27 protein-coding genes and 2 pseudogenes are annotated in these 26,084 nt (G+C 68.5%); 15 read left to right on the top strand and 14 right to left on the bottom strand.

The features are described from left to right. Positions 1-88 precede the first annotated feature (88 nt). Positions 89-526: pseudogene (locus tag AMK22_RS26375) on the bottom strand (aminotransferase class I/II-fold pyridoxal phosphate-dependent enzyme); the annotation flags it as partial. A 23-nt stretch (positions 527-549) separates the two neighbouring features. Between AMK22_RS26375 and AMK22_RS26370 the strand changes: the two are divergent. The 8 genes from AMK22_RS26370 to AMK22_RS26335 all read left to right on the top strand — a co-directional run bounded on the left by AMK22_RS26370 (position 550) and on the right by AMK22_RS26335 (position 8,545). Then, complete coding sequence (locus AMK22_RS26370; protein WP_073789004.1) at positions 550-1,998, top strand: recombinase family protein; 1,449 nt, start codon at positions 550-552, stop codon at positions 1,996-1,998. Between the two features lie 237 nt (positions 1,999-2,235). Beyond that, positions 2,236-2,421 carry a hypothetical protein gene (locus AMK22_RS26365; protein ID WP_073789002.1) on the top strand — a complete coding sequence of 62 codons (186 nt, stop codon included), beginning with the start codon at positions 2,236-2,238 and terminating at the stop codon, positions 2,419-2,421. Positions 2,422-2,839: 418 nt separating this feature from the next. Next, positions 2,840-3,682, top strand: coding sequence for a helix-turn-helix domain-containing protein (locus tag AMK22_RS26360; RefSeq protein WP_073789000.1), 843 nt, complete (start codon positions 2,840-2,842; stop codon positions 3,680-3,682). Between the two features lie 8 nt (positions 3,683-3,690). Continuing rightward, positions 3,691-4,380, top strand: a complete 690-nt coding sequence (locus AMK22_RS26355) for a zinc finger domain-containing protein (protein WP_073788998.1) — start codon at positions 3,691-3,693, stop codon at positions 4,378-4,380. After that, positions 4,377-5,618, top strand: a complete 1,242-nt coding sequence (locus tag AMK22_RS26350) for a hypothetical protein (protein WP_107430638.1) — start codon at positions 4,377-4,379, stop codon at positions 5,616-5,618. The genes AMK22_RS26355 and AMK22_RS26350 overlap by 4 nt, the downstream gene beginning before the upstream one ends. 70 nt (positions 5,619-5,688) lie before the next feature. Next, positions 5,689-6,327 (top strand): MobC family plasmid mobilization relaxosome protein, encoded by a 639-nt coding sequence (locus tag AMK22_RS26345; protein ID WP_073788996.1) that lies wholly within the window; start codon positions 5,689-5,691, stop codon positions 6,325-6,327. Then, positions 6,328-8,031, top strand: a complete 1,704-nt coding sequence (locus tag AMK22_RS26340; protein WP_073788994.1) for a relaxase/mobilization nuclease domain-containing protein — start codon at positions 6,328-6,330, stop codon at positions 8,029-8,031. A 214-nt stretch (positions 8,032-8,245) separates the two neighbouring features. Further along, the gene (locus AMK22_RS26335; RefSeq protein ID WP_107430637.1) at positions 8,246-8,545 is read left to right on the top strand and encodes a hypothetical protein; all 300 of its coding nucleotides are present in this window, start codon (positions 8,246-8,248) and stop codon (positions 8,543-8,545) included. 89 nt (positions 8,546-8,634) lie between these two features. On the opposite strand, the gene AMK22_RS26330 is transcribed toward AMK22_RS26335, so the two are convergent. The 7 genes from AMK22_RS26330 to AMK22_RS26300 all read right to left on the bottom strand — a co-directional run bounded on the left by AMK22_RS26330 (position 8,635) and on the right by AMK22_RS26300 (position 15,842). Continuing rightward, the gene (locus tag AMK22_RS26330; RefSeq protein ID WP_199883321.1) at positions 8,635-9,657 is read right to left on the bottom strand and encodes a hypothetical protein; all 1,023 of its coding nucleotides are present in this window, start codon (positions 9,655-9,657) and stop codon (positions 8,635-8,637) included. Beyond that, on the bottom strand, positions 9,651-10,673 hold the full coding sequence (locus tag AMK22_RS26325; RefSeq protein WP_073788992.1) for a glycosyltransferase: 1,023 nt from the start codon (positions 10,671-10,673) through the stop codon (positions 9,651-9,653). The genes AMK22_RS26330 and AMK22_RS26325 overlap by 7 nt, the downstream gene beginning before the upstream one ends. Next, entirely contained in the window at positions 10,674-11,966 is a 1,293-nt protein-coding gene (gene serS / locus AMK22_RS26320; protein WP_073788991.1) for a serine--tRNA ligase, read from the bottom strand. Beyond that, a complete protein-coding gene (locus AMK22_RS26315) occupies positions 11,959-12,675 on the bottom strand; it encodes a histidine phosphatase family protein (protein ID WP_073788989.1) in 717 nt (238 codons plus the stop codon). Before AMK22_RS26315 ends, serS begins: the two co-directional genes overlap by 8 nt. Further along, a complete protein-coding gene (locus AMK22_RS26310; RefSeq protein ID WP_073788988.1) occupies positions 12,672-13,604 on the bottom strand; it encodes an aminoglycoside phosphotransferase family protein in 933 nt (310 codons plus the stop codon). Before AMK22_RS26310 ends, AMK22_RS26315 begins: the two co-directional genes overlap by 4 nt. Then, positions 13,604-14,854, bottom strand: coding sequence for a methionine adenosyltransferase (locus AMK22_RS26305; RefSeq protein ID WP_073788986.1), 1,251 nt, complete (start codon positions 14,852-14,854; stop codon positions 13,604-13,606). The genes AMK22_RS26310 and AMK22_RS26305 overlap by 1 nt, the downstream gene beginning before the upstream one ends. A 79-nt stretch (positions 14,855-14,933) precedes the next feature. Next, positions 14,934-15,842 (bottom strand): phosphotransferase family protein, encoded by a 909-nt coding sequence (locus tag AMK22_RS26300; protein ID WP_242434142.1) that lies wholly within the window; start codon positions 15,840-15,842, stop codon positions 14,934-14,936. 190 nt (positions 15,843-16,032) lie between these two features. Between AMK22_RS26300 and AMK22_RS26295 the strand changes: the two genes are divergently transcribed. The 3 genes from AMK22_RS26295 to AMK22_RS26285 all read left to right on the top strand — a co-directional run bounded on the left by AMK22_RS26295 (position 16,033) and on the right by AMK22_RS26285 (position 18,445). Continuing rightward, a complete protein-coding gene (locus AMK22_RS26295; RefSeq protein ID WP_073788982.1) occupies positions 16,033-17,253 on the top strand; it encodes a helix-turn-helix domain-containing protein in 1,221 nt (406 codons plus the stop codon). Positions 17,254-17,263: 10 nt separating this feature from the next. Then, positions 17,264-17,746 carry an NUDIX domain-containing protein gene (locus tag AMK22_RS26290; protein WP_073788980.1) on the top strand — a complete coding sequence of 161 codons (483 nt, stop codon included), beginning with the start codon at positions 17,264-17,266 and terminating at the stop codon, positions 17,744-17,746. Between the two features lie 174 nt (positions 17,747-17,920). Then, positions 17,921-18,445: a hypothetical protein gene (locus AMK22_RS26285; protein ID WP_143203598.1), complete on the top strand. Its 525-nt coding sequence runs from the start codon at positions 17,921-17,923 to the stop codon at positions 18,443-18,445. 22 nt (positions 18,446-18,467) lie between these two features. On the opposite strand, the gene AMK22_RS26280 is transcribed toward AMK22_RS26285, so the two are convergent. The 4 genes from AMK22_RS26280 to AMK22_RS26265 all read right to left on the bottom strand — a co-directional run bounded on the left by AMK22_RS26280 (position 18,468) and on the right by AMK22_RS26265 (position 21,259). After that, positions 18,468-19,190 (bottom strand): hypothetical protein, encoded by a 723-nt coding sequence (locus AMK22_RS26280; protein WP_073788976.1) that lies wholly within the window; start codon positions 19,188-19,190, stop codon positions 18,468-18,470. A 97-nt stretch (positions 19,191-19,287) separates the two neighbouring features. Further along, positions 19,288-19,728, bottom strand: coding sequence for a hypothetical protein (locus AMK22_RS26275; RefSeq protein WP_073788974.1), 441 nt, complete (start codon positions 19,726-19,728; stop codon positions 19,288-19,290). 58 nt (positions 19,729-19,786) lie between these two features. After that, a complete protein-coding gene (locus AMK22_RS26270) occupies positions 19,787-20,533 on the bottom strand; it encodes a DUF317 domain-containing protein (RefSeq protein ID WP_073789130.1) in 747 nt (248 codons plus the stop codon). Positions 20,534-20,698: 165 nt separating this feature from the next. Next, positions 20,699-21,259 (bottom strand): hypothetical protein, encoded by a 561-nt coding sequence (locus AMK22_RS26265; RefSeq protein WP_143203597.1) that lies wholly within the window; start codon positions 21,257-21,259, stop codon positions 20,699-20,701. A gap of 169 nt (positions 21,260-21,428) precedes the next feature. Here AMK22_RS26265 and AMK22_RS26260 point away from each other — a divergent pair, with 169 nt between their 5' ends. The 3 genes from AMK22_RS26260 (at position 21,429) to AMK22_RS26250 (ending at position 23,266) form a co-directional block, all read left to right on the top strand. After that, positions 21,429-21,608, top strand: coding sequence for a hypothetical protein (locus tag AMK22_RS26260; RefSeq protein ID WP_073788970.1), 180 nt, complete (start codon positions 21,429-21,431; stop codon positions 21,606-21,608). 381 nt (positions 21,609-21,989) lie between these two features. After that, positions 21,990-22,775, top strand: a complete 786-nt coding sequence (locus tag AMK22_RS26255; protein WP_143203596.1) for a hypothetical protein — start codon at positions 21,990-21,992, stop codon at positions 22,773-22,775. A gap of 35 nt (positions 22,776-22,810) precedes the next feature. Further along, positions 22,811-23,266, top strand: a complete 456-nt coding sequence (locus AMK22_RS26250) for a hypothetical protein (protein ID WP_242434141.1) — start codon at positions 22,811-22,813, stop codon at positions 23,264-23,266. Between the two features lies 1 nt (position 23,267). Here the strand turns inward: AMK22_RS26250 and AMK22_RS26245 are convergent, their stop codons facing one another. Continuing rightward, positions 23,268-23,711, bottom strand: a complete 444-nt coding sequence (locus tag AMK22_RS26245; protein ID WP_073788966.1) for an HIT family protein — start codon at positions 23,709-23,711, stop codon at positions 23,268-23,270. A gap of 92 nt (positions 23,712-23,803) precedes the next feature. On the opposite strand from AMK22_RS26245, the gene AMK22_RS26240 reads away from it, so the two are divergent. After that, on the top strand, positions 23,804-25,261 hold the full coding sequence (locus AMK22_RS26240) for a toll/interleukin-1 receptor domain-containing protein (RefSeq protein WP_073788964.1): 1,458 nt from the start codon (positions 23,804-23,806) through the stop codon (positions 25,259-25,261). A gap of 499 nt (positions 25,262-25,760) precedes the next feature. Here AMK22_RS26240 and AMK22_RS26235 read toward each other — a convergent pair. Further along, positions 25,761-26,084 (bottom strand): annotated as a pseudogene (locus AMK22_RS26235) (toll/interleukin-1 receptor domain-containing protein); the annotation flags it as partial.

The raw sequence follows: 26,084 nt of genomic DNA, 5'->3' as shown, positions 1-26,084 counted from the left end.
TTCGTCCGGCTCGCCGGCAGGCCGGCCGGCCGTTCCCGGGACACCGGCCGCTCTCGGGCCGGCCGCCTTCGGGACGGCCGCTCGTTCCTCAGGACGCCAGTCGCTTGAGGCGGTCCACCGCCTCGTGCAGGACCTCCGTCCGCTTGCAGAAGGCGAACCTCACGAACGGCGCGCCCTGCTCGCGGTGGTCGTAGAAGACCGCGTTCGGGACGGCGACGACGCCGCACCGCTCGGGCAGCGCCCGGCAGAAGGCGAAGCCGTCGCTCTCACCGAGGGGACGGATGTCGGTGGTGACGAAGTACGTGCCGGCCGGTCGGTAGACCTCGAAACCGGCCTCGGCGAGCCCGCCGCTCAGCAGGTCCCGTTTGGCCCGCAGGCTGGCGCGCAGCTCGTCGTGGTAGCTGTCGGGCAGGCGCAGCGCCTCGGCGACCGCGTACTGGAGCGGGCCCGCGGACACATAGGTCAGGAACTGCTTCGGCGAGCGGACGGCGGCCACCAGCTCGGGGCTCGCGGTGACCCAGCCCACTCCTCGTTCGTACACTCATTCGCGTGTCGCGCAACAAGCCCACCAGGGGCAACCTCAGCACCAGCGTCGTCGGTGAGCCGGCGGCGGTCTACTGCCGCATATCGCAGGCGGACGACGACGACCAGACCGGCGTCGACCGCCAGGAGCGCATCTGCCGGGAGATCGCCGAGCGGCGGGGCCTGGTCATCGACCCCGCCCACGTCTTCGTCGACAACAGCCGCTCGGCCTGGAGCCGCAAGCGGAAGCGGCCCGGCTGGGACGAGCTGCTGAGCGAGGCCCGCGAGCGCCGCTTCCGGCACATCATCGCGTACCACCCGGACCGTCTGATGCGGCAGCCGCGCGATCTGGAGGAGCTGCTCCAGGTCTCCGATGACCACGCGATCACCCTGCACGGGGAGGCGAACCGTCGTGACCTGTCGGACCCCGACGACAGGTTCATCCTGCGCATCGAGGTGGCGCACGCCTGCCGATCGTCGGACGACACCTCGCGTCGGCTGAAGTCGGCCATGCAGGACCGGGCCAAGGAAGGGAAGCCGCAGGGCGGTGTCCGGCGGTTCGGGTACGCGCCGGGCGGGATGACGATCACCGAGGAGGAGGCGGAGATCGTACGGGAGGTGTTCGACCGCTTCCTGAAAGGGGACGGACCGGCGCCGATCGCGAAGGATCTCACCGCGCGGGGCATCAAGACGGCCGGTGGCAAGGCGTGGAACGCCGGCACCGTACGCGCCCTCCTCGACTCCCGGCATGTCGCCGGCATCCGCATGCACCAGGGCGTGGAGATCGGCCCGGGAACCTGGCCGGCCATCATCGACGCGGGCGTCTGGGAAGAGGCCAGGGCGCGGCGCGAGTACCGCTCGGCCGCGCAGATGGAGGCGCTCAGCAAGCCTCCGCAGCGCTATTACCTGCTGCGTGGCCTCGTGATGTGCGGACGCTGCGGAACGATGATGTCCGGCTCGGCCAAGGGCACGGGACCGGCGTACATCTGCAACCGCCGCGGCCGCAACGACGAGAAGAAGTGCGTGCGGTCCATCAGGGCCGAGTCGCTGGAGGAGTTCGTCGTCGATGCCGCTGTTGCGCTGCTCGGCGAGCTCCGGGTCGATGGCAAGCTCGCGAGCAGCAACCTGGCCGAGGACACGGCCAAGGAGCTGGAGGGCGACCAGCGGCAGCTCGCCGAACTGAACCAGATGTGGACGGCCAAGGAGATCTCCACAGCGGAGTACCGAAAGATGCGCAAGGAGATCACCGATCGCATCGCGAAGGCCCAACGCAAAGTGGTGGTAAGGCCGTTGGTGCTGCTCGACGGGCTCACGGGGGAGGGTGCTCGGGCCGCCTGGGAGGCCGAGGAGATGACGGACGAGCGGCGCAACGCGGTCCTGCGGTTCCTGTTCTCCGGGGTGGTCATCGATGAGCCGAAGAAGTTCGGCCGGTACATGGACTGGGACCGGATCGCCATCGAGCAGAACCCGCTGTAGACACAGCGGTGGGGTGCGGTCGGCGGCGGCAACATAGCCGACGATCCCCGGTTACCCAAACCGGCGATCCTCCGGACTATTGGGTCAGCCACGCGGAGCTGAACCAATAGTCCGCTCTGTGCGGCGAGCGCCGTCCTGGGCGTTGGAGAGCCCAGGGAGCGGTGCGTACGACCGACCGCCCATGAACACCGGCGGTGTCGAACCTGCCCGTTCGGCACCGCCAGCGAGGACCCGCGCATGCAGCAGCTGCCCCACGACCACCCGAGTCCTGACTCCGCGTCGCCCCACCGACTTGCCACGGTGACCGCCAGGGAACGGGCGCTGGCCCGCGTCTGCGAGGGATTCCGTACGACGATCAGCCCGCAGAGCGCCGCGCGGCTTGCGGACCTGCTCTCCACCTCGGCCTACGCCCAAGCGGCCTGACCGGAGCCGGCGGAACGGTCCCGCCTCGTCGGAGGTTCGAGGACGGTCGGCACAGGGCCGACAGCGGCTCGCAGGGCAGCCCGACGGCCTCCATCAACCGGTCCCGGCGCATCGGCCTGCGGCCTCGGAATCTCCGTTCAAGACGCGTTCGCCATTAGCTGTGCGGTCTCTCGGTCGAGCGCTGGATCTTCGTGCGCGGGTGTGGCTGTCTTGGTGCTGCGCCCGGAGCACCGGCCCACGGGAACGGAAACCCTGGTGTGGCCGGAGGAACCGGCTGTGGCCGGGCCCCAACGCATCCGCGCCCTCGCGACCCTCGCCGACACGCTCGGTACCAGGAACCGCCCCCCAACCCCCATTCCGCGCGCGGCCCGAAGAGGCCCGCCGCACCCGCCTGCCCTGAGCAAGGAGCCGCCACGCAATGAGCTACGACGCCCGCGAATGGGTGTGGGACCACAGCACCAGCAAGGGCACCGCCCGTATGGTCCTCGCTCTGATCGCCGACCGGTGCCTCGACTGCCGCTGCATCGCGTACGCATCCGTGCCCACCCTCATGAAGCGTGCGAACGCCTCCCGTACGGCCGTGCGCGACGCCCTCACGAATCTGATCGCCTGCGGCGAGCTGATACAGGTCGCGGGCCGCAAGGGACCGCGCGGAGAGACGTACTACCACCTCCCGATCGCAGCCTCCTTCCTCGCCGGCCAAGCAGACGAGGGGGACCGGAACGCGGCCCCTCAGGGAGGCCGGATTCCGACCCAGGCAGGGCCGGAATCCGACCCTACCGACGCCTCTGCGGGAGAGCCGGATACCGACCCAGGGGAGCGGATTCCGACCCCCGGGGGGACCGGATTCCAGCCCTCAGGGGGCGCGGATTCCGACCCCCAGAACGGTAGTGAACCGAAGGTGAACGGTAAGAGCAGCAGCGCTGCCTGCCTCATCCTCGCCGTCCAGTGGGAGATCGACGCCGCCGCCGGGGCCTGGCTACGAGACCACGGGCATCTCGCCCGGCTCGGCGAGTACGGGCTGCGGGTGGCCGACGAGAAGTGGCGCTCCTACCGGGCGACGGAGACGCCCCGCTCCGCCGCCGCCTGGGGTGCCGACTGGCGCACATGGATCGCTCGGGAACACACCCCCACCCCGGAACGCCCGAACCTCTACGCCCTGCCCGGCGGCACATCCGCGCCGCAGGCCGGCATGACGCGGGCCGAAGCGCACATGGCCGCTCTCCTCGCAGCTCTCGACGAACCGACAGGACAGGAGTAACTCACCCTTTGGAACGCCGCGAAGTCGCCGCTGTCCTCGCATACATCGGCCGCCTGGACCCCCGCACGATCCGTACCGCCACTGGCGAGGCCCGCGACCAGCTCGCTCAGTGGCACGAACTGCTCTACGACGTGCCCTTCGCCACGGACCATGGCTGGGACGTCCGCAAGGCGATACGGACGCACGTCCTCGACTCGCCCTACCCGATCCTGCCCGTGGACGTCGCCCGAGCGTGGCGCGCGTACCGCCGCGACCGTCTCGACCGGCACACCGACCCCACGCCGACCGCCGACCCGGACGACCCGGCCGCCTGGCGGGCCGAGCTCCTCGGCAGTCGGCAGGCCGTGGCTACCGGAACGGCCGCGCCCTCGACGCACCGGCAGCTCATCAGCGGCGGCCCGCACACCGACGTGGAGGCCCGCCTACGCGCCATCGGATCGTGCGTCCCACCGGCAATCCGCGCCGCTCTCGCCCCCTACCGGCCGGCCCGCGCGGCACGCGAGGCCGCCGTCGCCGTAGGGCTCCCGGACGCCCTCGGCGTCCAGTGCCCGTGGTGCCATGCCCGCGCGGGCGAACCCTGCCGCAGTCGACGCGTGGGCCCCGACGGCTGTGCCCGAGGCAACGCGCCCCGTGCCACGTCGCATCCGACGCGCCTCGACCTCGCTGCCGCGGAACTCGCCTGTCAGGAAGCGGCATGACGTTCCGCCTCGAGCCCTCGTCCCTGCTCGCGATCGGCACGCTGTTGGCCGCCGCCCTGCTGATCGCCGGATGGCGCATCCGGCGAGGCCGGAGCCGTGCCAGTGGAATGCGGACTGGCGCTCCGGCGATCAAGGTGGCGGGCCTGGCGGCAGTCGGATGCACCGCCTACAGCGCCGACACCAGCTGGCGATTCGCCGCCGACTACCTGGACATGGGCAGCACCGCCGAGCGCGCCTTTATGTTCGCCACAGCTGAGCTGGCCCTGTTCGCCACCGCGCTGATGGCACGCCAGAACCTCAACGGTCCCGCACGAGCACCGGGCGTGCCCGGTGTCCTGGTGTGGGTGATCACCGGAGTGCAGATCATCCCCGCCTACGCCGAGTTCGGGCCCGTCGGTGGCACGGTGCGCGCCTTCGTGGGGCCGGTCATGGCGGCGATGCTGTGGCACCTGGCCATGGGAATCGAACTGCGTCACCGCACACCTCAGGCCGCCTCGCGCGGCCTGGCCACCGTCCTCGTCCGGCAGACGCGCGAACGGCTGCTGGCGCGGCTGGGCATCGCGGATCAGAACGCGGACGCGGCCCGGTTGATCCGAGAGCGCGCGCTGAGCGACGCCGTCGCCCTGATCCTCCGCGCGGAAGCGATGACTGACAGGCAACACGGCACGCTGCGGGGCTGGCGCTTGTCCCACCGCCTGCACGAGGCACTGGAGCGGGCTGACGTCGATGGAGACCCGCTCCAGGACGAGTTGCTGCTGCGCAAGCTCGCCACGCGCAAGCAGGCCCTTGACCTAGCCTCCCTCACCCTGCCCCCGCGCTGGCAAGCCCCAGCCCCCAACGCCGCCGGCGGTTCCGGGCAGAGGCGTCCGAGCGGAGGCTCTCCGAAGCGGGCGAAGGCGACGGGCAGCCTGCCCGCATCGGATTCGGGCGACGAGGACGCTCACCGGGCAGCCCGCTCGCAAGCCGCCCGCCCGGAATCGGTAACGGGCGACGGACTCGGAGTTGATCCGGGCGACGCCGCGAAGCCGAAGCAGCCAGGGCGAAAGCCCGAACTGCCGTGGGATGCCCTCGTCGCCTACGCCCATCGCGTCCATCAGGAAACCGGGCGCCTCTCACGCGACCGCCTGGAAGTAGCAGTGCGCGCCGACGGGCACAGCATCGCCAGCGACCGCGCCGCCGAGGCCACCCGAGCGGTCAAGGCGGAGCTGAAGACCGCTCGCACAGACCATCCCCACTGAGGGGCCCGCGTCGACAGTCGCCGAAGGACGGACCCCACCTCTTGTCACCCCGCACCCCGAGAATGGCCTGATGCACGAGCACTTCACTCCAACAGCCGTCGGCCAGCAGCAGGAGTTCAGCACCCCAGCCCCGGGCGGAGCAAGCAATGGCGATGGACCGTCCACAGGCCGGTCCATCGCGAGCTCCTCCGCCCCGGGGGTGGCGGAGGAGCAGCTCCGGCACGAGGGCGTGCCGGAGCAGGGACAGGTGGGGGCCGGCAGTACGCCGACCATCCCTGCCTCGGGGGACAAGCAACGCACGCCGCACCGCCGTGCGAACCTCGACACCCAGCGATCCAAGTACGTCACCGTCCGCTTCTCTCCCCACGAGAAGCACAGCATCCAGACGGCTGCGAAGGCTGAGCACGTGAAGATGGCCCGCTACATCGCCGACGCCACCATGGCCCGCGTCAACGGCGACATCACCGTGGCCGCCACGCGCACGGTCTACGACGACGCGATCGACGAGCTCGCCGCCCTGCGCACCCAGATCGCCCGGATCGGCAACAACGTCAACCAGATCGCCCGTCGCCTCAACACCGAGGGCGATCCACACCGTGTGGACGCCGCGATCCTTCTGCGCGCGGAGCGCCTGCTCGCCACCTCCTACGACACGGTCCGCGCGATCGACGAAGCCGCTTTCCGGGCAGCTGAGCAGAAGGCGGCCTGAGTGATCGCGAACATCGTCAAGCCCGGCAACAACACGTACGGCGTCGTGAAGTACCTCTTCGGCAAGGGGCGCGGGAACGAGCACACCAACCAGCACATCGTTGCCTCCTGGGACGACTTCATCCCTGACCCTGGCCCCTACGACAGTCCCTACCACAAACAACGCCTCGACCAGCTCACCAAAGCCCTGGACCTGCGGGTCAAGCAGGCCGGCGACAAGGCACCCGAGGGGCACGTGTGGCACTGCTCGGTGCGTGCCGCCCCCGGGGACCGCTTCCTCACCGACTCCGAGTGGGCGACGATCGCCCGCCGCATGGTGCATGCGACTGGCATCGCGCCGGACGGCGACCCGGACGGGTGCCGCTGGGTTGCCGTCCGGCACGCGGACGATCACATCCACATCGTCGCCACCAAAGTTCGCGGAGACCTACGCCCGCCGCGGAACTGGAACGACTACCACCGCGCCATGTCCGAACTCACCGCGAGCGAGAAAGACTTCGGCCTCACGCAGGTTCCGCGGGGCCCTGAGGCCGCCGCCAGCACGCCAGCCGCGAAGCGCCCCACCCGCGCAGAGCAGGAGAAGGCCAATCGGCAGGGCCGCGACGTGACGGCGCGCGAGCGCCTACGGCACGCCGTGCGCGCCACGCTCTCCCACGCGACGAGCCTGGACGAGTTCTTCAACCTGCTCTCCGACGCCGGTCTACAGGTCGAGACCCGCACGCTGCCGTCCGGCGACCTCCAGGGCTACAAGGTCGCCCTGCCCGACGACGGCCCGCTGATCTGGTACTCCGGCTCCAGCCTCGCCACCGACCTCTCCCTCCCCCAGATCAGGCAGCGCCTCGCCGCAGCCGAAGCACCTACCGCACTCGCGGCCTCGTCGACCGGACGCCGTCCCAACGCATGGCACCAGGCCACCGCAGCCGCGGAACGCATCCCCCACCACCTCGATCACGCCGACGATCCCGCTGCTCAGGCCCACCTGACGGTCTTCAGCGAAGTCCTCTACGCCCTGCCCGCCCACGCCCCTGCCCACCTCAGGGCAGAACTCCACCGCGCCGCGCTCGCCTTCGAACATGCGGCTCACACTCGCGCTCGCGCCGACCACCAGCACGCTCGCGCCCTACGCGGCGCCCTGAAGGGCATGCGCTACCAGCCCGCCGATCACACCGGCCTGGCCATGCTCCTGGACGCCGCCATCCTCGTCGTCCTCGCCGCCCAGCGCCGCAGCGCCCTCCGCCACCACGACCAGCAGGTGGCTGCCGCCCGCCAAACCCTCATCCACCTGCAAGCCGCATACGACCAGATCGCCCCCACCAGCCTTGCCGCACTCACCCGGCACCGCCCCACCGACGGCACCGTTCACCGGTTCGCCCTCGTGCTGCGTGAGGTGCTGCCCTCCTACGCCGAGCAGATCCTCACCGAGGACGCCTGGCCCGCACTCGCCGCCGCCCTCACCGCCGCTGAGGCCGTCGGCCACAGCCCGGCCGTCGTCCTTCAGCAGGCAACCCAGCAACGCTCGTTGGACGACGCCAAGTCGGCTTCCGAAGTCCTCGTCTGGCGCATCCAACGCCTCGGCGAACGGCACGCCCCCAGCCCCATGGCACGGGCAGCACAGGTCCGCAGCACTCAGGTCGTGCCGCAGAACGTTGCCAGCGAACCGGCCACCCGCACGCCGCAGCAGCTCCGTACCGGACGATCGCGGTGAGCACGGCTCTGACGCCTTTGGTGCCGCAGCCAGAACGGCTACCGAGCAGAGGACGGTAGCCGCACTTCCCCGGTTACCGAAACCGGGGATTCTCCGGACCCTTGGTTGCCCCATCCGCCTTCTTCTCACGGAGCCCTGCATTCCCGACATCGCACCCCGCCGCCACGTCATCGCCCTACTGTGCGCCGCGTACTACAAGACCGACTCGGACACCATGTGCCATCACGACGAGACCCCGTTCACCCCAGAGGAACAGGAGGCCGTCCGCTCAGCCACTCCCGACGAGATCCAGGAGGCCGGCAGGCAGCATGATCGCTACGTCGAGTACGTACACGCGTGGCTCGACGCTCCCGACGCCCTGGACGACTTCCTCGCCCCCTTCCTGGACCGCCTCCCCGAAGCCTCCGTGGGTAACGCCGTCGACATCATGAACGAGGACGAGCGGGCCGAGTTCCAGCGGCTTCTCGACGCGGTGACGGAGCCCTTCCGCCCCTTCGCCCCCAACACCTTCTGACAAACGGCGGCAGCGTCCGCATCCCCGGATTCGGGCGGGGGCCGGTGGTTGGGATAGCACCTGACCACCGGCCCCTTCGCGTACCCAGATCACAGATACTGCCCAGAGCCCGCTTGCCGCTGTACCTCCCGATCGATACCGCGAGCGACTTCCGACCACGGGATTCTCAGAGGGCTGAGCAGTGACCAGTAGTCGTATGCGTCTCGGACAACGGCACTCACACCGAGACGCCCAGCGCATGGATCGATCGCGCTCACGACGCGGCGGGTGACTCCGCCCGCGCCCCGGGCCGCCGGAGTGATCCCAGAGCCCAGGAGGAGCGTGGCAGTGCGGATGGCGTCCAACGTCGCCGGTGATGCTGTTTGAGCGAATCGACCGTGGATCAGGTCGTGCCAGCGGGTCTGTGTGCGTGCCCAGGCCAGGCGCTCCAGGCCCGTGCCGAGGTCCACGGCCAGGCGATCTGGGTGATCGGTGTGCCACAGAAGGACGATGTCCCCGAGGGTCAGGTTCAGGTGTGCGAAGCGGAGCGTGATCCCTTCGACCTGCCGTCGACGCCACGGTCGCAATGTCCCATGGACCCGTAAGTGACGTGCGTGGAAACCGAGCCGGGAGAGCGTCGTGAACCAGCCGTCCAAGACGGCCCCGTACTCGTCCAGGCTCTTCACCGGATGCACCCGCGAGACGTTGACGAAGGAGGTCAGGAACCCGTCCTTCAGGAGCCCCGTGACATCGCGCTGACCGGTGAAGCGGACCACTGGCTGGGCGAGGAAGCCGCTTCGGTAGGTGTGGGCCCTGCCGTCCTTGAGGAGCGGGTCGAGGGCCTGTACCGCGGAGATGGTCAGCTCGGTCTCCCTGCCCCAGCGGAGCGGGAGACAGGCGTCACGGACGGCTCCTTCGCGCGCGAAGGAGGTCTCCAGGCTGTCGAGCAGCTCTCTCCAGGAGGGCCTTTTGCGCGGTGGGCTGTACGGGGTGGCTCGCTGAGGATGACGGATCTCGATGCGGTCGTCGGCGTCGGTCGTGAACTCCCAGTGCGGCCCCAGCGCCGCGCGGAGCACGGCGGGTATCTGTCGGGCCAGCGTGTCTCCGGCCGTACTGGCCGCGCTCGTCAGCACGATCGCGCTGCCATGGCGGTGAAGTGCCGGGCGGGGTCGAAGCGGTGCAGTCCGGTCTCTTGGACCTGCCGGTGGTCCAAGCGCTCCGCCTGTTCGATGGCGTGCGCCAGTTGGTGGGCAGCTGCCTCGTCGTCCGTCTCGGGGTCGGCCACAGTGACTGCCCCGGTCGCGTCGCAGAGGGCCGCCTCGGCGCAGGTGCCCGTGCGCCAGGTGAGCGCGGCCATGGGTGTGCCGGCGCGGAGGGATTCGCCGAAGACCGCGGCTCCGGCTTCCACGTAGGTGCGGGCGTAGGTGTAGACGAAGACGGAGGCGTCGTGGATCGCGGCGGTCTTGGCGGGGCCGCCGAGTTCGCCGACCCACTCGACGTGGTCCGCGTGGAGGAGCCTGGCGTGGCGGCGGACGTACTCGGCGTCGAAGACCGGGCCGACGATCCGTATCCGGCGGCCGAGTAACTGGGCGGCGCGGGCTGCCAGGTGCGGGGCCTTTTCTGCGTCGATGCGACCGAGCCATACGAGATCGCGTCCGGCGACCGAAGGCGGCTCGTCCTCGTCGAGGCCCAGGTGCACGGCCAGCTCCGGGATGGGCTGATGGCTCGCGTACCGCTCGGCCATCTCCGGCGAGTAGCAATAGAGGCGCGACTGCTTGCCGTCGAAGGCGGTGTCGGTGTGCTGGAAGACGGGTGAGTGCTGGAACGTGGCGACGTCGCAGTCCAGCTCGCCCCATGTGCGGGTCCACGCGGGCAGTGACGGGTACTCGTGGCCGACGACCAGGAGGTCGTAGCCGGTGGCACGGAGCTCGCGCTCGGCGAGCGAACCGGCGGTGACGTCCTCCAGGCGGACCGGCTTGCGGACCCAGTCCTGCTCCAGGTCCGTGAGCCAGCCCGGCCCGAGGAGGTGCACGTCGGCGCCTGCGGCGCGGGCGCCTACGGCGACCGCCCACAGCCATCGTTCGATACCGCCGTATCCGGCGGGTGGAAAGGCGTAGCTACCAGGAAAGTCGCAGACGCCGACGAGCACTTATGCCTCCGGTGTTCCGTCCGCCGAGATCCGGCGGAAGCCGAGGTACGGGACGAGGGACTCGGGCAGGACGATCGAGCCGTCCTGCTGCTGGCACTGCTCCAGGAGCGCGGCCAGGGTGCGGCCGACGGGCAGACCCGAGCCGTTGAGCGTGGCGACCAGCTTGGGCTTGCCGTCCGCGCCGCGGGTGCGGATGTTGGCACGGCGAGCCTGGAAGGTGCCGAAGTTCGAGACCGAGGAGATCTCCCGGTACGTGTTCTGGCTGGGGATCCAGACCTCGATGTCGTACGTGAGCTGGGCGGAGAAGCCCGTGTCGCCGGCGGGCAGCTTGATGACCCGGTAGGCGAGGCCGAGCTCCTTCAGGCACGCCTCGGCGTGGCCGACCATCGTCTCCAGCTCCGCGTCGGCGGTCTCCGGGTCAACGATCTTGACCATCTCGACCTTGGAGAACTGGTGCTGGCGGATCAGGCCGCGGGTGTCGCGGCCGTACGAGCCGGCCTCCGAGCGGAAGCACGGCGTGTGGGCCGTAAGCGCCAGGGGCAGCTCGGCCGGCGGGATGATCTCGTCGGCGTAGAGGTTGGTCAGCGGGACCTCGGCCGTCGGGATGAGGAACAGGTCGCGGTCAGCAGCACCTGTCTTGAACAGGTCCTCCTCGAACTTCGGCAGCTGGCCCGTGCCGGTCATCGTCTTGCGGGTCACCAGGTATGGGACACCGTGCTCGACGTAGCCGTGGCGGCGCGTGTGGATGTCGAGGAAGAGCGTGGCCAGGGCGCGTTCCAGGGCGGCGCCGGCGCCACGGGAGACCGCGAAACGCGAGCCGGACAGTTTCGTGGCGCGGGCAAAGTCGAGGATGCCGGTGGCCTCGCCCAGGTCGACGTGGTCCTTCGGGTCGAAGGAGAACGTCGGCGGGGTGCCCACGCGGCGGATCTCGATCGCGAACTCCTCTGAGTCGCCGTCGGGGGCCGAGTCGTCGGGGAGGTTCGGGATGGTCAGGAGCAGCTCGCGGAGCTCTTCCTGGACCGTTTCCTGGTCCGCCTCGATATCGCGGATCTGGTCCTTGATCTCGCGGGCGCGCTCCTTCAGCTTGGAGATGTCCCCGCCCTGCTTGGCCGTCTGCTGGACCTCGCTTGCCACCCGCTTGGACTCCGCCCGCAGCTCGTCGGCCGAGCGGATGCTCTGGTTGCGCCGGGACTGGAGGTCTTCCAGCCGGGACAGGTCCAGGGAGTAACCGCGACGAGCGAGCCGACGTACCGCTTCGGCACCCATTTCAATCAGGGCGCGGGCATCATGCATGAGGAAGATCCTTCTTATCCGGCGAGTGGGTTGGGGATACCGCATCGACGGTAGCAACCGCCGGCCCGTCGCCGATCCGCAATATCGACGCGTCACCACCAGCGGTGATCTCCCTCAGCGGAGCCGATTCAAGATCATCCATGAGTTCCGTGACCAGGAGGGGCAGCTCGTCGTCGGCTATGGCGAGTGGCTCGGCATACGGAGCCTCGGCGAAGAACAGGGGCATGCGCTCGCCAGCCGTGCGATTCGCGTGCCAATGAAGGACGGATACCAGCAGGCCGTGGCCGACAAGGACTCGGGGCCCGGGGTGCTCCAGCGCGGCGAGCACGCCGGTGAGCAGCCTGCGTATGGCTTCCTGCTGGGACTCCGCAGCGCCGGGCGGACGCCTCCGCGAGCCGTGTTCATCGAGCCACGCCGCGTATTCGAGGAAGGGTTTGCCCTCGAAATCCCCGTAGTCGATTTCGTTCAGCCGGGCATCGACCACGGGCTCGGGCAAGGGGACGCCCATGAGGAGCTCGGCGGTCTGCCGGGCCCGCGGGAATTCACTGGTCATCCAGGTCGCGACGGAGTGGAGAGGGAGAACGTCCCATGCCCGGCCGAGTGACTGTCGGCCCTCGCCGGTCAGGAGAATGTGCTTGGTCGGGTCGCCATTGACGAGATACCGCTTGCTGTAGTCCGTCTGGCCATGGCGAAGGATGTACGTCGTCATGATCCGCTCCAGGATGTCGTCGCCGTTGCCAAAAGATCGCTGAGAACGTCGGCCATGAGCGGCGCTCGTGGGTCGCCGGACTCCACGTAGAAGAGGAGGCCGTCGACAGCCAGGAGCCGGCACCAGGGCGCGAGCACAGGCACAGGCGTGCGGGAGGTGCGCGACGCGATGGCCAGCCGGACCGCTGTACCGTGTCCGAGGTCGTAGTAGACGGACCAGAACGCCCAGTCGAACGCGGAGTTGCCCACCATGGGGAGCGGGTCGATCAGCCGCGGGTGCCCCCGCCAGTCGAACAGAACGTTCTCCCGGTACAGGTCGGCGTGCAGCACCGTCGTCCGACGGGGCCCCTCCTCCAGATCAGCAACGGAGGGCAGGCCCGCTTCGACGAGGGGACGCCAGTCGCCGAGGTCGAGCTCGCGCATCCGACGCTCGACGCGGGGCCGAACCTCGTAGGCGAGGTAGTCCGTGAGGAGCGGAAGTCGCTCCGACCGGAGCCTGTGCCGACCGAGGGTGTGCAGTCCCTGAAGAGCCGCCGCCACGGTCTGCAGCTCCCGCCTCGGCCGGTTCGCCCCGCCGGGTTGCCCTCCGACGAGTTCGAGGGCGGCCACGGCCAGGTCGTCCGCAGCATCCACTACCTCCACCGTCGGCCCACGGAGCCAGAGCCGTAACGCCTCCACCTCGTGCTGGAAGCGCGACGGATCCATCCATGCCTTGAGGAGCAGCGGACGCCCGTCGGACCGAGCCGCGGTCGCGATCACCGAGGCGTGGCCGGCGTCGTGATACGTCCCAAGGGAGAGCTGCCACCGCCCTGCCGCTCGTGCCAGCAGCCCAGGAACGGCGTCGAGCCACGGCTTGGCCGAGGGACCGTAGTGGGCGAGCAACCGCTGCCTGCACCCTGCGGGGATCTCTCCGAGCGTCCGCTTCGTCATCAGCTCAGCACGATCCCGTCTGAGACGAGCTCGTCCGTCAGGGCCGGGAACTCGCCCAGCGCCTCCGATACGAGGGCCTGCACCTTGTCGACCTCCGCGTCCGGAGAGGAGAGACGGACGAGGATGCGCCACGGTTCGTCGAGACGCTGGCCGGTGGTGCTGACCAGATGCACTTCCGCGTGCCCGTCCGTGGCCTCGTGCAGGCGCTGGGCCAGGCGCTGCGCGGCGATGTTGTAGAGCTTGCCGACGTGGTAGACGGGGTTCTTGCCGTTGGCGCCCTCCAGGTTCATCGGCCGCAGTGGAGTGATCAGCCCGTTGACCCGGTTGCCGCGCCCGACCACGCCCTCGTCCCCCGACTCGATCGAGCTGCCGGTGTGGGTCAGGTACAGCTCGTCCTTCTCGGGGACATCGCGTGCGTTGAGCCGGAAGCGCGCTCGGGCGCCGGGCAGTCGGAGGCCGGCCAGCCGGTGGCACTCGGCCAGGACGCTCTCCTTGTTGCGGATGTACTCGGCCCTGCTTGCGACATGGCGCGACTTCTGTGGCACGCACAGGACGATGTCGGCCTCGTCTCCGTCCCAGAAGCCCATGAGCTTGACGTCGGATCCGCACCAGGCGTGGGAGAGGGGGAAGTCGCTCTCGCCGGAGAAGTGGTTCACCAGCTCGCGGGCGAACGACTCGAAGGCGTTCTCGGGGGCCCAGCCGGTGCCCAGTGACGTGTCGTTCGACAGCCGCACTCGGCGCTCGCGGAGGTCATCGACGGAGCGGGGATTGAACCAGCGCGTGCGGTCGGGAACCTCGTCGCCGGTGAGGACCGCCCCGGGACTGGAGTTGCTGGTGATGTTGAAGACGATGTTGAGGTAGTCCGACACCTCGGGCAGCCGCTCGGCGAAGAACGCCCGGACTTCGGCCTCGACGATCTCCTCGACCGGAATCGTCTCGCCCCCGCACGCGGGTGCCGCGCGCCCGTTGACCAGGACGCGTACCGGGGCCGTCATCTCGCCTGCTCCGTAGCGGACTTCGCTGGCGGCGCCGAGGAGCGCGAGCTTGTCGAAGTTGTGGTGGAGAACGGCGCCGAAGCGCGAGACGGTGTGATGGCTGTAGGCGCGGGACAGCCGTTCGGCCAGGTGGTCGGCGAGGGTGTCCGGGTGGCCCAGGCCCTTGCGCTCGACGATGGTCGTGGCATCCGGGCGGGCCATGGCGGTGTCGATGACGAGGTGGCTGTTGCCGATGATCGTGCTCGTACGAGACATCACGAACTCCCGTTCATGGGTGGGCAGCAGGGGACGAGCGCAGGCGTGTGCGCGCCTGGACGAGCAGTGGTTCGGGGATTCAGCGAGGGACGTCGGCGGCTCGGAGGCGGGCGATGGTGCGGGCGAGAGCCCGGTGTGCGGTCGCGTCCTGGCCTTCGGCCGCGAGTCGGTGGACGTCGTGGACGGTGACGCGGCCGATGTCCTGAACCCGTCGGCGATCGAGCCAGAGAAGCAGTCGCCAAGCGAGAGCGGGGCCGCTAAACGGCAACCCGGTCAGCAGGTCGACCGGTACGCGCCCGGGTGGCACACCCTCATACACCAGGTCGCGTACGAGGTGAAAGGCCACGTCGGTGTAGTCGAGCACGGCCGGCCCGCAGGCGCTCGCCTCCCAATCGACGACGCGAACACGCTCGCCGTCGACGAGGAAGTGCTCGGGTTTGAGGTCACCGTGCAGGTGCACGACCGGGTGGGCGTCAATCGGACGTAGGGCTGTATCCAGCGCCTCCCACCAGGGCATCAGTCGGCACCGACGGGAGAGCTGCTCCAACAGGAACCGGCTTGGGGGAACGGGACCGGATCGCCGCCCATCCCAACTCGGACCAGTGGCCGCGCCGGCAGGTGACCTGTGCAGCCGGCTGCTCACCGCGGATACGTGGCTGATGTACTCCTGCGCCGCCTTGCGCGTGCCGATCGAGCATGGGATGCCAGGCACCGTCCGGAACACCGTCCAGGAGGCTGCCCCGCTGGTGCCCGTAGCGAGAACCGAGCGGACCTGGATACCCATGAGAGCGGCCTGTTCGACCGTCGCGGCTTCCCGCAGGCGCCGGCCCTCGGGGTCGATGTCCACGTAGAACTTGAGCAAGGCACTGCCGTCCACGGCGAACCGCGTCCTGGAGTACGGCTTGAGCGCTGCCGGGCCGAACGGACCGAGCTCCTCCTCGACCCACGGGACCGTCGACTTCGTGCTACGCACCCTCGACACCTCCATTCAGCAGCCATGCCCCGCACTGATCGAGAAGCAGGGCCGCCTCCAAAGCCAGCCAGAGTTAAGGGAGTTGCCCCGAACGCCAGTGGCTTTCTCGGTCTGCTGCGACAGTAGGCAAGGAGTCCCACAGCACCCTGGAAAATTCTTCCGGGGTCCCTTTCGGCCACGAGGTGATGCTCAGGACATGCGAGGGATGACAGAGCATCTGACCATCGGCGAGCGCGTCGCCTGGTACCGGCGCCGACGCGGCCTTTCCCAAGAAGTCCTGGCCGGCCTCGTCGGGCGGACCACGGACTGGCTGAGCAAAGCGGAGAATAACCGGATCGAGCTCGACCGCCTCTCGGTGATCACCTCACTCGCCGAGGCACTCGACGTATCGATCGGAGACCTGCTCGCTGAACCGACCCTGCTGGAGTGGTCTGCCAGCAGCGGCCGCCGAACGGTCCCCGCCCTGCGCGAGGCCCTCATGGACTACAAGCAACTCACACCCCTCCTGGGGCCCCCACCCGACGTGGAACCACCTGCCCCGGAGGACCTGCGGGGCGGCGTGAAGGAAGTCCTCGACGCCTACCAGGTGTCCCAGTACGGCTTCGCCACTCGACGACTCCCCCATGTCCTGGCCGACGCCCTCGCAGCTTCCCGATCGCACTCGGGGCGGGACCGGGAGGAGGCCCACGCTCAGCTCGCCCTCACCTACCACGGTGCGGCCATGGTGCTGGGCAAGGTCGGGGAATCGGAACTGGCATGGATCGCCGCCGACCGCGGACTGGCGGCGGCCCAGCAGAGCGGCCAGAGCACCGTCACCTGCTCGCTCTTCCGCGCGGTCGCGCACTGCCTGATGGCCACAGGCCGCTTCACGGCAGCGATCCAGCTGGTGAACGACGCCGCAGCGGTCCTGGAACCCGGACTGGGCGCCGCCGACGACGAGTACCTCTCGGTGTACGGCACGCTCTTCCTAGTCGGCGCCATGGCCGCCGCCCGCGCAGAGGACCGGGCGACTACGCAGACCTTCCTGAACGAGGCAGACGAAGCCGCACAACGGCTCGGCGCTGACGGCAATCACCTCTGGACCGCCTTCGGCCCGACGAACGTGGCCATCCACCGCGTCGCCACCGCGGGCGAACTCGGTGACATCCAGATCGCCGCGGACCTCGGGGAGCGCATCGACACCGCCGGCCTGCCGGTGGAACGCCGCGTGCGGCACAGCCTGGAGGTTGCCCGGGCACTCAGCGCCTGGAACCGCACCGACGAGGCCCTGGCCGCCCTGCTCGACGCCGAGCAGACCGCTCCCGAACAGGTACGCCACCACTACCTGAGCCGCGAACTGGTCACCGGCTGGATCCGTGGCACACGAGGCCGCCCGTCGCAGCCCGTGGCTGACCTGGCCCGCAGACTCGGCGTCGTCGGCGGTTAGAGTCCGTCCCGTGAGCGAGAACGAGCACGAGGCGAAGATGGCCCACCCGCGCATGGCCGCCGGCGCGCTGTTCTTCGACGACGCCGGCCGGGTCCTGCTCGTCGAGCCGTCGTACAAGGACTACCGCGACATCCCCGGCGGGTACGTCGAGCGCGGAGAGTCCCCACTGCAAGCCTGCGTACGCGAGGTCCACGAAGAGCTCGGCATCAAGCCGACCATCGGCCGCCTCCTCGTCGTGGACTGGGCACCGAATCCGGGTGAGGGGGACAAAGTCCTCTACCTCTTCGACGGCGGGCAGCTCAGCACGGACGAGTGCCAGCACATCGCGCTCCAGGCCGACGAGCTCCGCGGCTACGCCTTCCACAGCCTCGACGAACTGTCAGAGCTCACCATCCCCCGCCTGGTCCGCCGCATCACCGCGGGCGCCGAGGCCCGGGGCACCGGCGTAACTGCCTACCTCGAGCATGGAATGGCACCCGGAGCCACGTCGTAGGACTCTTGAGTGCCGTGATTGCAGGTCACCCGGTGCTGTGGAGCCGCAGCGCGCACGGCCTTCACCGATTATCTTCGGCCTTCTCTGGTCAGTACGGATCAGATTCCGGGCGGGAGGTTCCCAGGAGCGAACTTCTGCACGGCCCGTCGGGGCACCGTTCATACGCTGCTTGCCATGCGTGAAGTCGAATACCGAAGCCACGGCGTTCCGCTTGAGGACTACGAGCTCACTCGCAGGGACCACCGTCGTCAGAAGGAAAGCGAGGAGATTCGCCTAGCCGCTCAGCGGATGGCTGATGAGGATTTCGCGAAATGCCAAGCAGACCCGGCGATGGCGGAGCATCGCCGCCAGACGTTCGAAGAGGTCGCCAAGCTCATCTCGAGCTTCGAAAGGCACGACCACGAGATCATGCGGTGGCGTGCTCGCCTCTACTGCGGCCACATCGTTGAGACACAGGCGCACTACTCGCACAGTGACCCCATTGCTGCCGGGGCCTACACCAAGCGATGCCCTGAATGCGAGGTAGAGGATCTGACGATTGTGGCCTACGAGCCCATCGGACTGCTTGGCGAGCGCCCCGAACCTCCGCAGCCTCCCCCGTCTCAACTGCGGAAACGGCCGACGCGAGCCGAGCTCGAACAGCGAGTAGCGGCGCTGGAGGAGGAGAACAAGCGCCTTCGTGCGAAGCCCAGTCCCTGAGGGCCGTCGGCTTCGCAACGGGTCAGCGGGGCACTGAGCCTGCGTGCCACGCCTTGGCCAGCGCACTGTCCAGGTGGGCATCCACGAGGCCCGGCGAGCCGGAGACGAGCATCAGGATGTTGCCGGTGCGGATAGCCGTCTGCTTGACGACGCTACGTTGCCCGCCGGCGGAGAAGGTGAGCAGCTGGCTCCACTGCTCGTCGCCGAGGTTTGGCGCGGTCGACTTCTCGGTGCCCATGTCGACGACGGTGCTGCCCGACGCCACCTGGTACGAGGGGCAGGAGAGCATCGCGTCGAAGACCTTCGAGATGCCCTTGGACAGCTTCGCCGGGCTGTCGCTGTACAGCTCCTCATTCACCTCGGCGCTGGTGCTACCCGTGTAGGTGAAGGACGCCTTCGCCTTGCGGTGGAAGTCTAGGCTGGCGCCGGTGGCCGAGTCGCTGCCGAGCTTCTCCAGCGCCGGGCAGCCGATGACGGTGACGTCTTCGTTACAGCGCAAGGTCTCGGGCTTGCGGGTGTAGCCGTTGCCTAGGTCGGCCTCGTTCAGCAGCCGCTGGCTCAGCTGGGCCGAAGACACAGGAGCGAGTGCCGAGGGCGTGCTGCCACTGCCGCTGCCGCCACGTTGCGCGGGTGCGGAGGAGGCGGCCGAGGTACCGGCGGGCTCGGCGTGGCTGGCGCAGCCGGTCAGGGCGAGGACCACTGCTGTGGCGTTCAGGGCGAGGGCGGTCGTGGTGGAGCGGCGCATACGTGAAACCCCTTTGGCGATTCGAAACGGATGGTCTGACCAGGTCGGCTCTCCGGGTGCCGCCGAACGCAGGGGTGGGGGAAGGGGTTTCGCATCTTCAGTGGCCGAGGTGGCGCAGGCCGTCTTTGAGGGTGGGGTGGAACGCGTCGACCGGCAGGGAGTTGCGGTTGTACCAGGCGGTGTCCAGCCGGGGCTCCTCGGTCGCGTGGCCGGCCTCGCAGCGCAGCCACACCGAGTCGTCGCGCATGTTGAAGACGATCCAGTTCCGGTATGCGCCGCACGGGCAGGCGTGGACTTCGTCATCGATGACGAGCGGCATGTCCCAGCGCATCATGAAGCCCTCGACGTCCTGGCGGGTCACCGGCCGGAGGTCCGGCGGCAGGAAGTCGGGGACCACCACGGTGTCGGCCGGCTCAGTGACCGTAGCGGGGGCCTCCGGCCACTTGGTGTGCATCACCAACAATGCCTGGACCGCACGCTGTACTTCGCGGAACTCCCGGTCAGCGCGAGCACGTCGTCGGAACAAGTAGATCTCCATCTCTGTGATTGAACGGCGGCGGGGGCAGCTTGTTGGCTGCCCTCGGACTGCTGAGGGTTCAGCTACAGCGGACGACGGTCAGGCGCCGCTCGGCACTTGCGGGCCACGTCCGGCGGGGCACCGGCGCCGGCGAAGCAAGCGAGGAGGCGAATGCCGCAACCAGCTCATGGGGGACGCTGGCGCTGAAACTCGCGCACCACAGGTACGGGGCGCCGATGACAGGCTCGGCCCACGCCTGCCACCCCACCTGGTCTGGGCGCGGATCGGCGTCCTGGATCAAGGCCGGCTGCAGTTCCAGGGAGACGCTGGCAGAGAAGCCGGGGTCCATGGCGGCAGTCCGCGGTCGGTCCGCGTCACGAAACCAGCCCTGGACGCTCAGCGCGTTGAGGACCGTCTCATGGTCTTCACCACGGCTGTCGAGCGGCGAGCCGGTGCCGAGCGAAACGAGGAGATCGATGAGCACCTCGTACGGGACGCCTGAGGTGAAGTACGCGTTCCATTCGGTCATGACGTCGGCGCCATGTGGCCGGTGGCTCAACTGCCAGGCAACAGGCAGCCCGCCCAACTTGAACGGGTACGCCGCGAGGATCCACTCGGCGCCACACAGTCCGTCCGGGCTCACGTACAGGAGGGTGTTGCGGGCAGTCGGCCACATGCGCCAGCCGAGATCGGTCAGGGCGTCGCCGACTTTCTCGGCGAGAGCACTGTCGTCACCAGCCAGGTGGCGCGGGGTGACCCAGTAGACCGGGTCCGCTGCATCAGGGAAGGACTCCACGGGGTGATGCGGGTGCAGAGGCGCCTCCAGGGCTTGGGAATGGATCTCGGGCAGGGCGTTGTACGTTGACATGCGATACCGACGTGCACCACCCCTTCCCGCGGTCTTTCCTGTCTGCCCCCGGCGAACTGTCCCCCTGCCATCCGTACGGGGCACGACAGCGAGCCCACCCGTCACCAGGTGCCCTGGCCGTGATCAGGCTGCCTCTGTCAGAGCAGCGTCTCTGCGACGCGAGGCGGCTCGGCCTGCAGCAGCTTGCGCCCAGGAGCGAGCAGCGGTCCAGAACATAGAGCGATTCCACCAGGCACCGCCGTTGACTATGGGGACCGTGCTGGTTTCCCGGATCGCCAACTGCAGGAGGTTGCGTTCCCATTGCCGGGCTGCCGCCGCATCCGCGGTCGGGGCCCACCACACCACGGCGTCACGAGTGACCATCACGCGACTAAACGACTCCCAGTGGTCCGCCACGTACGCATCGTCAACTCCGGCTTCGACGGCCTCGTGGCCCTCGCGCACCCAGCGCAGTTCTTGCGACCCGAGCCTGCTGCGCAGACCGGTCTTCCCCGACGCCTTCCCGATGTACAGCACCTGGTGGGTCAGCCGTGACGACCACACGTACACGCCAGGTGCCCAAGGCAGTTGCGCGCGGGCATCCGGGTCTAGCGGGTCGGATCGTGTCCACTCAAGCTCACCGGCGGTGGCAGTGATGACATCTTCGATTGCGTGCAGCGCCAGAACACCCAGGACTATCGGCATGCTTCGGGAGACTAGTCGGCGCCAGTGACATCGCTGCCGGGCTCCCACGCGCTCGCGGCCCCAGCGCTGTGTGAGGCGGCCTTCCGTCCCACGGGCAAGATGCGGATACGCCGCCCTGACTTCGTCTCCGCATGACGCGATCAAGAACGCTGCACGAGCCATCCGGGACATGCACGCCGCAAACATTCCCAGCGAGCACGCCGACGCCGCTCAACACGCTGCGGCCAACCTCTTCTCCGGTGCCGGACATCAGCTCCTGTACGTACCGACAGAGCTGCAGCAGTTGATCACGCAAGCCCTTGAGGTCGGCTACGTGACGGCCCTTCACGACGTCCGTGACGGCGACTAAGACACAATGGAGAGAGCCTCGCCGCTGTCTGCTGTGCGGTGGTCCCGCCGCCTGCGGCCCGTCACCGACGCAGGTGCGGTCTCGTCACCATCAACTCCATCAAGGTGCCTGATGACCCAAAGTGCGATCTCGTCGGCTGCAGGGGCCGGGGCAGGCTGGGTGAGGAATGCCAGAGCATCTGATAGACCAGCGAGCTCATCGCCTAGCAGCGCGTCGGCGTGAGCCCTGACGAGCCGTATCGGACGCGCCACTGGCTGGCTGAACAAATCGGGGGAATAAACAGATTGATACCGACCCCCTCTCGGTGATCAATCACTCATCGAGGCGCTCAACACATCCCTCGCAGGAAGGTGCTAAATGCTCGGCGCGTTAGGAGCCTTCGTGCTCTGGCTGATTCAGATCGTGGGCACGTGGGTGCTCGTGGGGCTCACCATCGTGACCCTGTTCCTCCGTACGTCCTTCTCCCTGTTCGCTATCGCACGCACAGTCGTCACGGTCGCCGTGGTGCTGACCCTGACGTATCGGTATGGGCTCACCACTGGCGGGTTCTTTAAATGGGTGGACGCCGTGATCGTCAAGTACGGGCTGATGGCGATCGCTACGAGCTTCGTTCTCGTCATCCTGGCAGGCGTGTACGTCCTGGTTGCTCCAGCCGGCAGACGCCGCCCCCGCCTGGTTCGCCTGTTCCTCGTCGACGCTGGGGACTTCACGGTCCCCGGCCCGCTCTCCGTCCTTGCTCTGGCGGGCACGACGACCGGAGTGGTGACCTGGTCGATGAACTCGATCGAGGAGTACAACAACGCGTTCGTGAGCCTCATCACCGCGACTCTGGTCCTGCTTCCCGCAGGGATCTTCCTCTTGCTCGCTCCTCTCAGCGTCGCGGGCACGATCTTCAACGCGGCCAATGCCCATCCTGCGCTGCCTTCTCTCGCAGCTCCGTTTGTGGCGGTGGGCGCGATCGTCGTAGACGAGTTCTCTGGAGGCATTGTTGCCACACCCGCCAACCTCAAGGACCCGTTCGCGCTCACCGCGCTCCTGATCACCGTGGCTCTGAGCGCCGTCGAGTTGGTCAGGCTCAGAGGACGCGGTCAAGGGCTCACGCGCGACGCAGAGCCGGGGCCAACCACCAGCGGCGGCCCGGAACCCGAAACGCCGGCCCCGCGATAATCTCTCGACGTGGGCATGTCCGACGGAGGGGGACCATGTCAGTGAGCATCAGCAGCGACGCAGCGGACGTCAGTACCACGAGCGGCACTCCACTGAGCGCCGACCGGATAAAACACTTGGAGTTCATCCAGGCCATCGTCACGAGGCTGGGCAACAACTCGTTCCTGCTCAAGGGCTGGGCGATGACGATCACTGCCGCCATCCTGGCGCTCTCAGCAGGGCAGCTCAGCTGGCAGATCGCGCTGAGCGGAACCGTCCCGTTGCTGGGCTTCTGGTCCCTCGACTCATACTTCCTACGCCAAGAACGACTCTTCCGAGCCCTCTATGAAGACGCTCGGAGCCCCGACAGTACCGTGGAGATGCTGTCGATGAATGTCGGACCGTACCTGGCGAGGGTGACGCTGGTGAAGGCGGCCTTCTCTCAGACACTGGTGCTGTTCTATGGTGCCCTGCTGATCGCACATTTCGTGGTGGTTCTCGTGGCCCGCTGAATCACGGCCTCGGAGGCGTGGGCGGGAGCAGCAGGGCAGCCATCTCATCGGCCAGTGCGTCGAGTTCGGCTGTGTCCCGGACCTCCGCCCCGTCTCCCGGCCACATTGGACCCATGGTGTCGCCCTGCCACCGTGGGACCAGATGGACATGGGCGTGGAACACCGTCTGGGAAGCGGCGGAGCCGGCGGAATGAATGAGATTCATGCCCTCGGGGGCGAGATGGTCACGCAAGGCGGCTCCAACGCGGAGCGCGGTCGCAAGAAGACGTTCTACCTCCGTCGGCGCCATGGCCCAGAGGTCCGGCGCGTGGAGTCGGGGCACCACGAGCGTGTGGCCGAGCGTCGCCGGGGCCAGGGGGAAGAACACCAGCGTGTGGTCGTCCTCGAAGATCATCCGAGCCGGGCCTCGGCCGGCTGCAATGGAACAGAACGGGCACAGGTGCATGGGCGTCCTCGCCTTCGAGGTTCGGACTGCTTCGCAGCAGTCCCCGGCCACCACCCTGACAGAAGGAACGGACGCGGAGGAGCGACACCGCCATGGGAGGCGTTTTCATCAACTATCGCCGGAGTCAGCGTGCCACAGATGCGGTACACCGGCTGCGCGAACGGCTCAGCCATCACTTCGGCGAACCACAGGTCTTCCTCGACACATCGTCCATGCTGCCGGGCAATCGCTACCCGGACGACCTAAGGCGCCGAGTGCAGGACTGCGAGGTTCTGCTCGTCACCATTCCGGAGGGCTGGCTGGAAGCGCGGAACCCGTCGGGCGAGCGATGCCTCGACCGCGTGGGCGACTGGGTGCGGATCGAGATCGAGCTCGCGCTCGCGGCTGGGAAGACCGTGATCCCTTTGCTCCTTGACGCCGCGGAGCCACCATCACCCGAACTGCTTCCCGCGTCGATCCGCGATCTCTCCCTGCGCCAGGCGCATCGCATCACCGCAGACGACTGGGACGCGGCCGTCGAGGAGCTGATCGCCACGCTGGAGACCCTGGTGGCACCTGAGTGGGTGCCGATCCCCTCCGAAGAACGTCCGACTCGGCGGCCCGGCTGGCTGCTCGGGTGGGCCACCGGGCTCGTCGCCGCCGCGCTCTGCATCGTCGTGCCGTGGGCTGCAATGGCCGGAGGGCCGACCCCAGAACCGGGCGACGACTCACTCGCCCTGCTGCTGGCGCTGGCGTCCCTTGGGCTGATGGGCGTCGCCCTGGTCGCTGCGCTGCTGACCTGCGGCCTCATGCGCCGTCCCATCCAGGCGTGGGAACGTGACCTGCACGACGCCACACAGGAGAACTACCTCCGGGCGACTTATCCGGTGCCGCTCTTCCTCCTGTTGTTCGCCGCAGTCGTCGTGATCCAGGCGTGGGGACGGAGCCCCGCCTTCGCCGTCGTACTGATGCTGGGCATGTGTATCGCCGTCGGCCCGATGGCAGCCCGCTTCGTACGCTCCCTTAAGAAGGACCGCGAACGGTGGGTGGAGTGGCCGGAGGCGATGCCAGCAGCAGCTCCGGTGGCGGTGGTACGGCGGGAGATCGCTCGGCTCGACGTTCGTACGCAGGAGTGGGTCGCTCCGATCCGGCGAGAGCAGCGGGACCGGGCACGGTTCGCGCTCAGAGAGCTGGCGGGGGCCGTGTCGACTCAGGCACAGGCGGCAACTCGTGGGCGGCTGCTATGGCTGCGTGAAAGGCAGCCCTGGGCTTTCAGCGGGTACGCCATGTGGTTGGCGCTCACCGTCGCCCTCACGCTCGCCTGGACTCTGCCCCTCGGAGGCAGCCTTGAAGGCGGAGGCGGAGTGCGGCTGCACACAGCGCCCGTGGCTGCTGGGTTCGTGGGGTTGGTGCTGGCTTGGATGACCATGGAGTGCGTGTACCGCTATCAGCGGTGGCAGTCTCGGATGTTCCACGCGGAAGCCATGCGCCGGCTCGCGCTGATAGAGGCGCGGGTCGACATGCTGAGCTCCCCGTCCCGTACACGGCTTGCGACTGCGAGAAAACGCTAGGGGGAGCAGGGAAATTGGACTCGGGGCACTCCGATCCCCAAGCGGCCGAGTTCTTCAAGCCCCGCGCCACTCAGAGGAGGCTCACGGCGCGGGACTCACAGTGAAGGCCGGGTCCAGGCGAGTCCCAACGAATCCGGTCTCAGTTCTGATCTCATTGGGCCCCGTCAAGGGCCATCCGGAGAAGGTGAGCGACATCATCCAAGCTGTCGCCGGACTGTTCTCCCACCAGCAGGCCGCCGCCATCGGCGGCAGTGCGAATATGAACAAGACAGCCAGACCGCGGCCCTCGACACGCCACCGCCAACCATGCACGAACTCATGAGGGTTGTCCCAGAACCGCTTGTCACGGGACAACCCCTTGGCGATGCATCAAGGCGATCAGGCTGGCGGCTGGTACAGGAGCAAAGAACTGCCCCAGGGCGGCGTGGGCGCCGTTCGCCCTTCCTCAGCCGAAACGTCGTCCTGGCCAGGATAGATGGCCGCGGCGACCTTCAGGCCCTTAGTTCACCGCGAGCTGGTCGTCCTCAACGGCCACCAGCTCTGCGATCTTGGTGGCAACTACTGCCAGTGAATCCTCAGCCGTGTCCAACCCGTTTCGGGATGCAAGTAGGGGGCTGACGTCCCGGAGTTCGCCGTAGGTCGTCTCGTGTATGACAGGGAGCAGCAGGTCACGTGCAAGGAGCTCCGAGAGCTCCTTGTCAGAGACGCCACCGCGCTTGAGGCGTGTCAGTAGCGCAGGGGTGACCAGAACGAGACCCGTACGCGACCTCGCCAACCCCCTGTCGATTTCCCGCATGAACGGTAGCCTCGCTGTTTCGCTTGG

The organism is Streptomyces sp. CB01580 (assembly GCF_001905795.1).
In the GTDB taxonomy this organism is placed as follows: Bacteria; Actinomycetota; Actinomycetes; order Streptomycetales; family Streptomycetaceae; genus Streptomyces.
The sequence above is the reverse complement of the archived record's forward strand: the minus strand, read 5'-3'. Positions and strand labels throughout refer to the sequence as shown.

Bases quoted from the DNA above. Each gene is read 5' to 3' on its own strand.
- AMK22_RS26365 (WP_073789002.1), top strand. From the start codon at position 2,236: ATGCAGCAGCTGCCCCACGACCACCCGAGTCCTGACTCCGCGTCGCCC.
- AMK22_RS26360 (WP_073789000.1), top strand. From the start codon at position 2,840: ATGAGCTACGACGCCCGCGAATGGGTGTGGGACCACAGCACCAGCAAG.
- AMK22_RS26350 (WP_107430638.1), top strand. From the start codon at position 4,377: ATGACGTTCCGCCTCGAGCCCTCGTCCCTGCTCGCGATCGGCACGCTG.
- AMK22_RS26345 (WP_073788996.1), top strand. From the start codon at position 5,689: ATGCACGAGCACTTCACTCCAACAGCCGTCGGCCAGCAGCAGGAGTTC.
- AMK22_RS26335 (WP_107430637.1), top strand. From the start codon at position 8,246: ATGTGCCATCACGACGAGACCCCGTTCACCCCAGAGGAACAGGAGGCC.
- serS (WP_073788991.1), bottom strand. From the start codon at position 11,966: ATGCATGATGCCCGCGCCCTGATTGAAATGGGTGCCGAAGCGGTACGT.
- AMK22_RS26315 (WP_073788989.1), bottom strand. From the start codon at position 12,675: ATGACGACGTACATCCTTCGCCATGGCCAGACGGACTACAGCAAGCGG.
- AMK22_RS26310 (WP_073788988.1), bottom strand. From the start codon at position 13,604: ATGACGAAGCGGACGCTCGGAGAGATCCCCGCAGGGTGCAGGCAGCGG.
- AMK22_RS26305 (WP_073788986.1), bottom strand. From the start codon at position 14,854: ATGTCTCGTACGAGCACGATCATCGGCAACAGCCACCTCGTCATCGAC.
- AMK22_RS26300 (WP_242434142.1), bottom strand. From the start codon at position 15,842: ATGGAGGTGTCGAGGGTGCGTAGCACGAAGTCGACGGTCCCGTGGGTC.
- AMK22_RS26295 (WP_073788982.1), top strand. From the start codon at position 16,033: ATGACAGAGCATCTGACCATCGGCGAGCGCGTCGCCTGGTACCGGCGC.
- AMK22_RS26285 (WP_143203598.1), top strand. From the start codon at position 17,921: ATGCGTGAAGTCGAATACCGAAGCCACGGCGTTCCGCTTGAGGACTAC.
- AMK22_RS26280 (WP_073788976.1), bottom strand. From the start codon at position 19,190: ATGCGCCGCTCCACCACGACCGCCCTCGCCCTGAACGCCACAGCAGTG.
- AMK22_RS26275 (WP_073788974.1), bottom strand. From the start codon at position 19,728: ATGGAGATCTACTTGTTCCGACGACGTGCTCGCGCTGACCGGGAGTTC.
- AMK22_RS26265 (WP_143203597.1), bottom strand. From the start codon at position 21,259: ATGCCGATAGTCCTGGGTGTTCTGGCGCTGCACGCAATCGAAGATGTC.
- AMK22_RS26260 (WP_073788970.1), top strand. From the start codon at position 21,429: ATGCACGCCGCAAACATTCCCAGCGAGCACGCCGACGCCGCTCAACAC.
- AMK22_RS26250 (WP_242434141.1), top strand. From the start codon at position 22,811: ATGTCAGTGAGCATCAGCAGCGACGCAGCGGACGTCAGTACCACGAGC.
- AMK22_RS26245 (WP_073788966.1), bottom strand. From the start codon at position 23,711: ATGCACCTGTGCCCGTTCTGTTCCATTGCAGCCGGCCGAGGCCCGGCT.
- AMK22_RS26240 (WP_073788964.1), top strand. From the start codon at position 23,804: ATGGGAGGCGTTTTCATCAACTATCGCCGGAGTCAGCGTGCCACAGAT.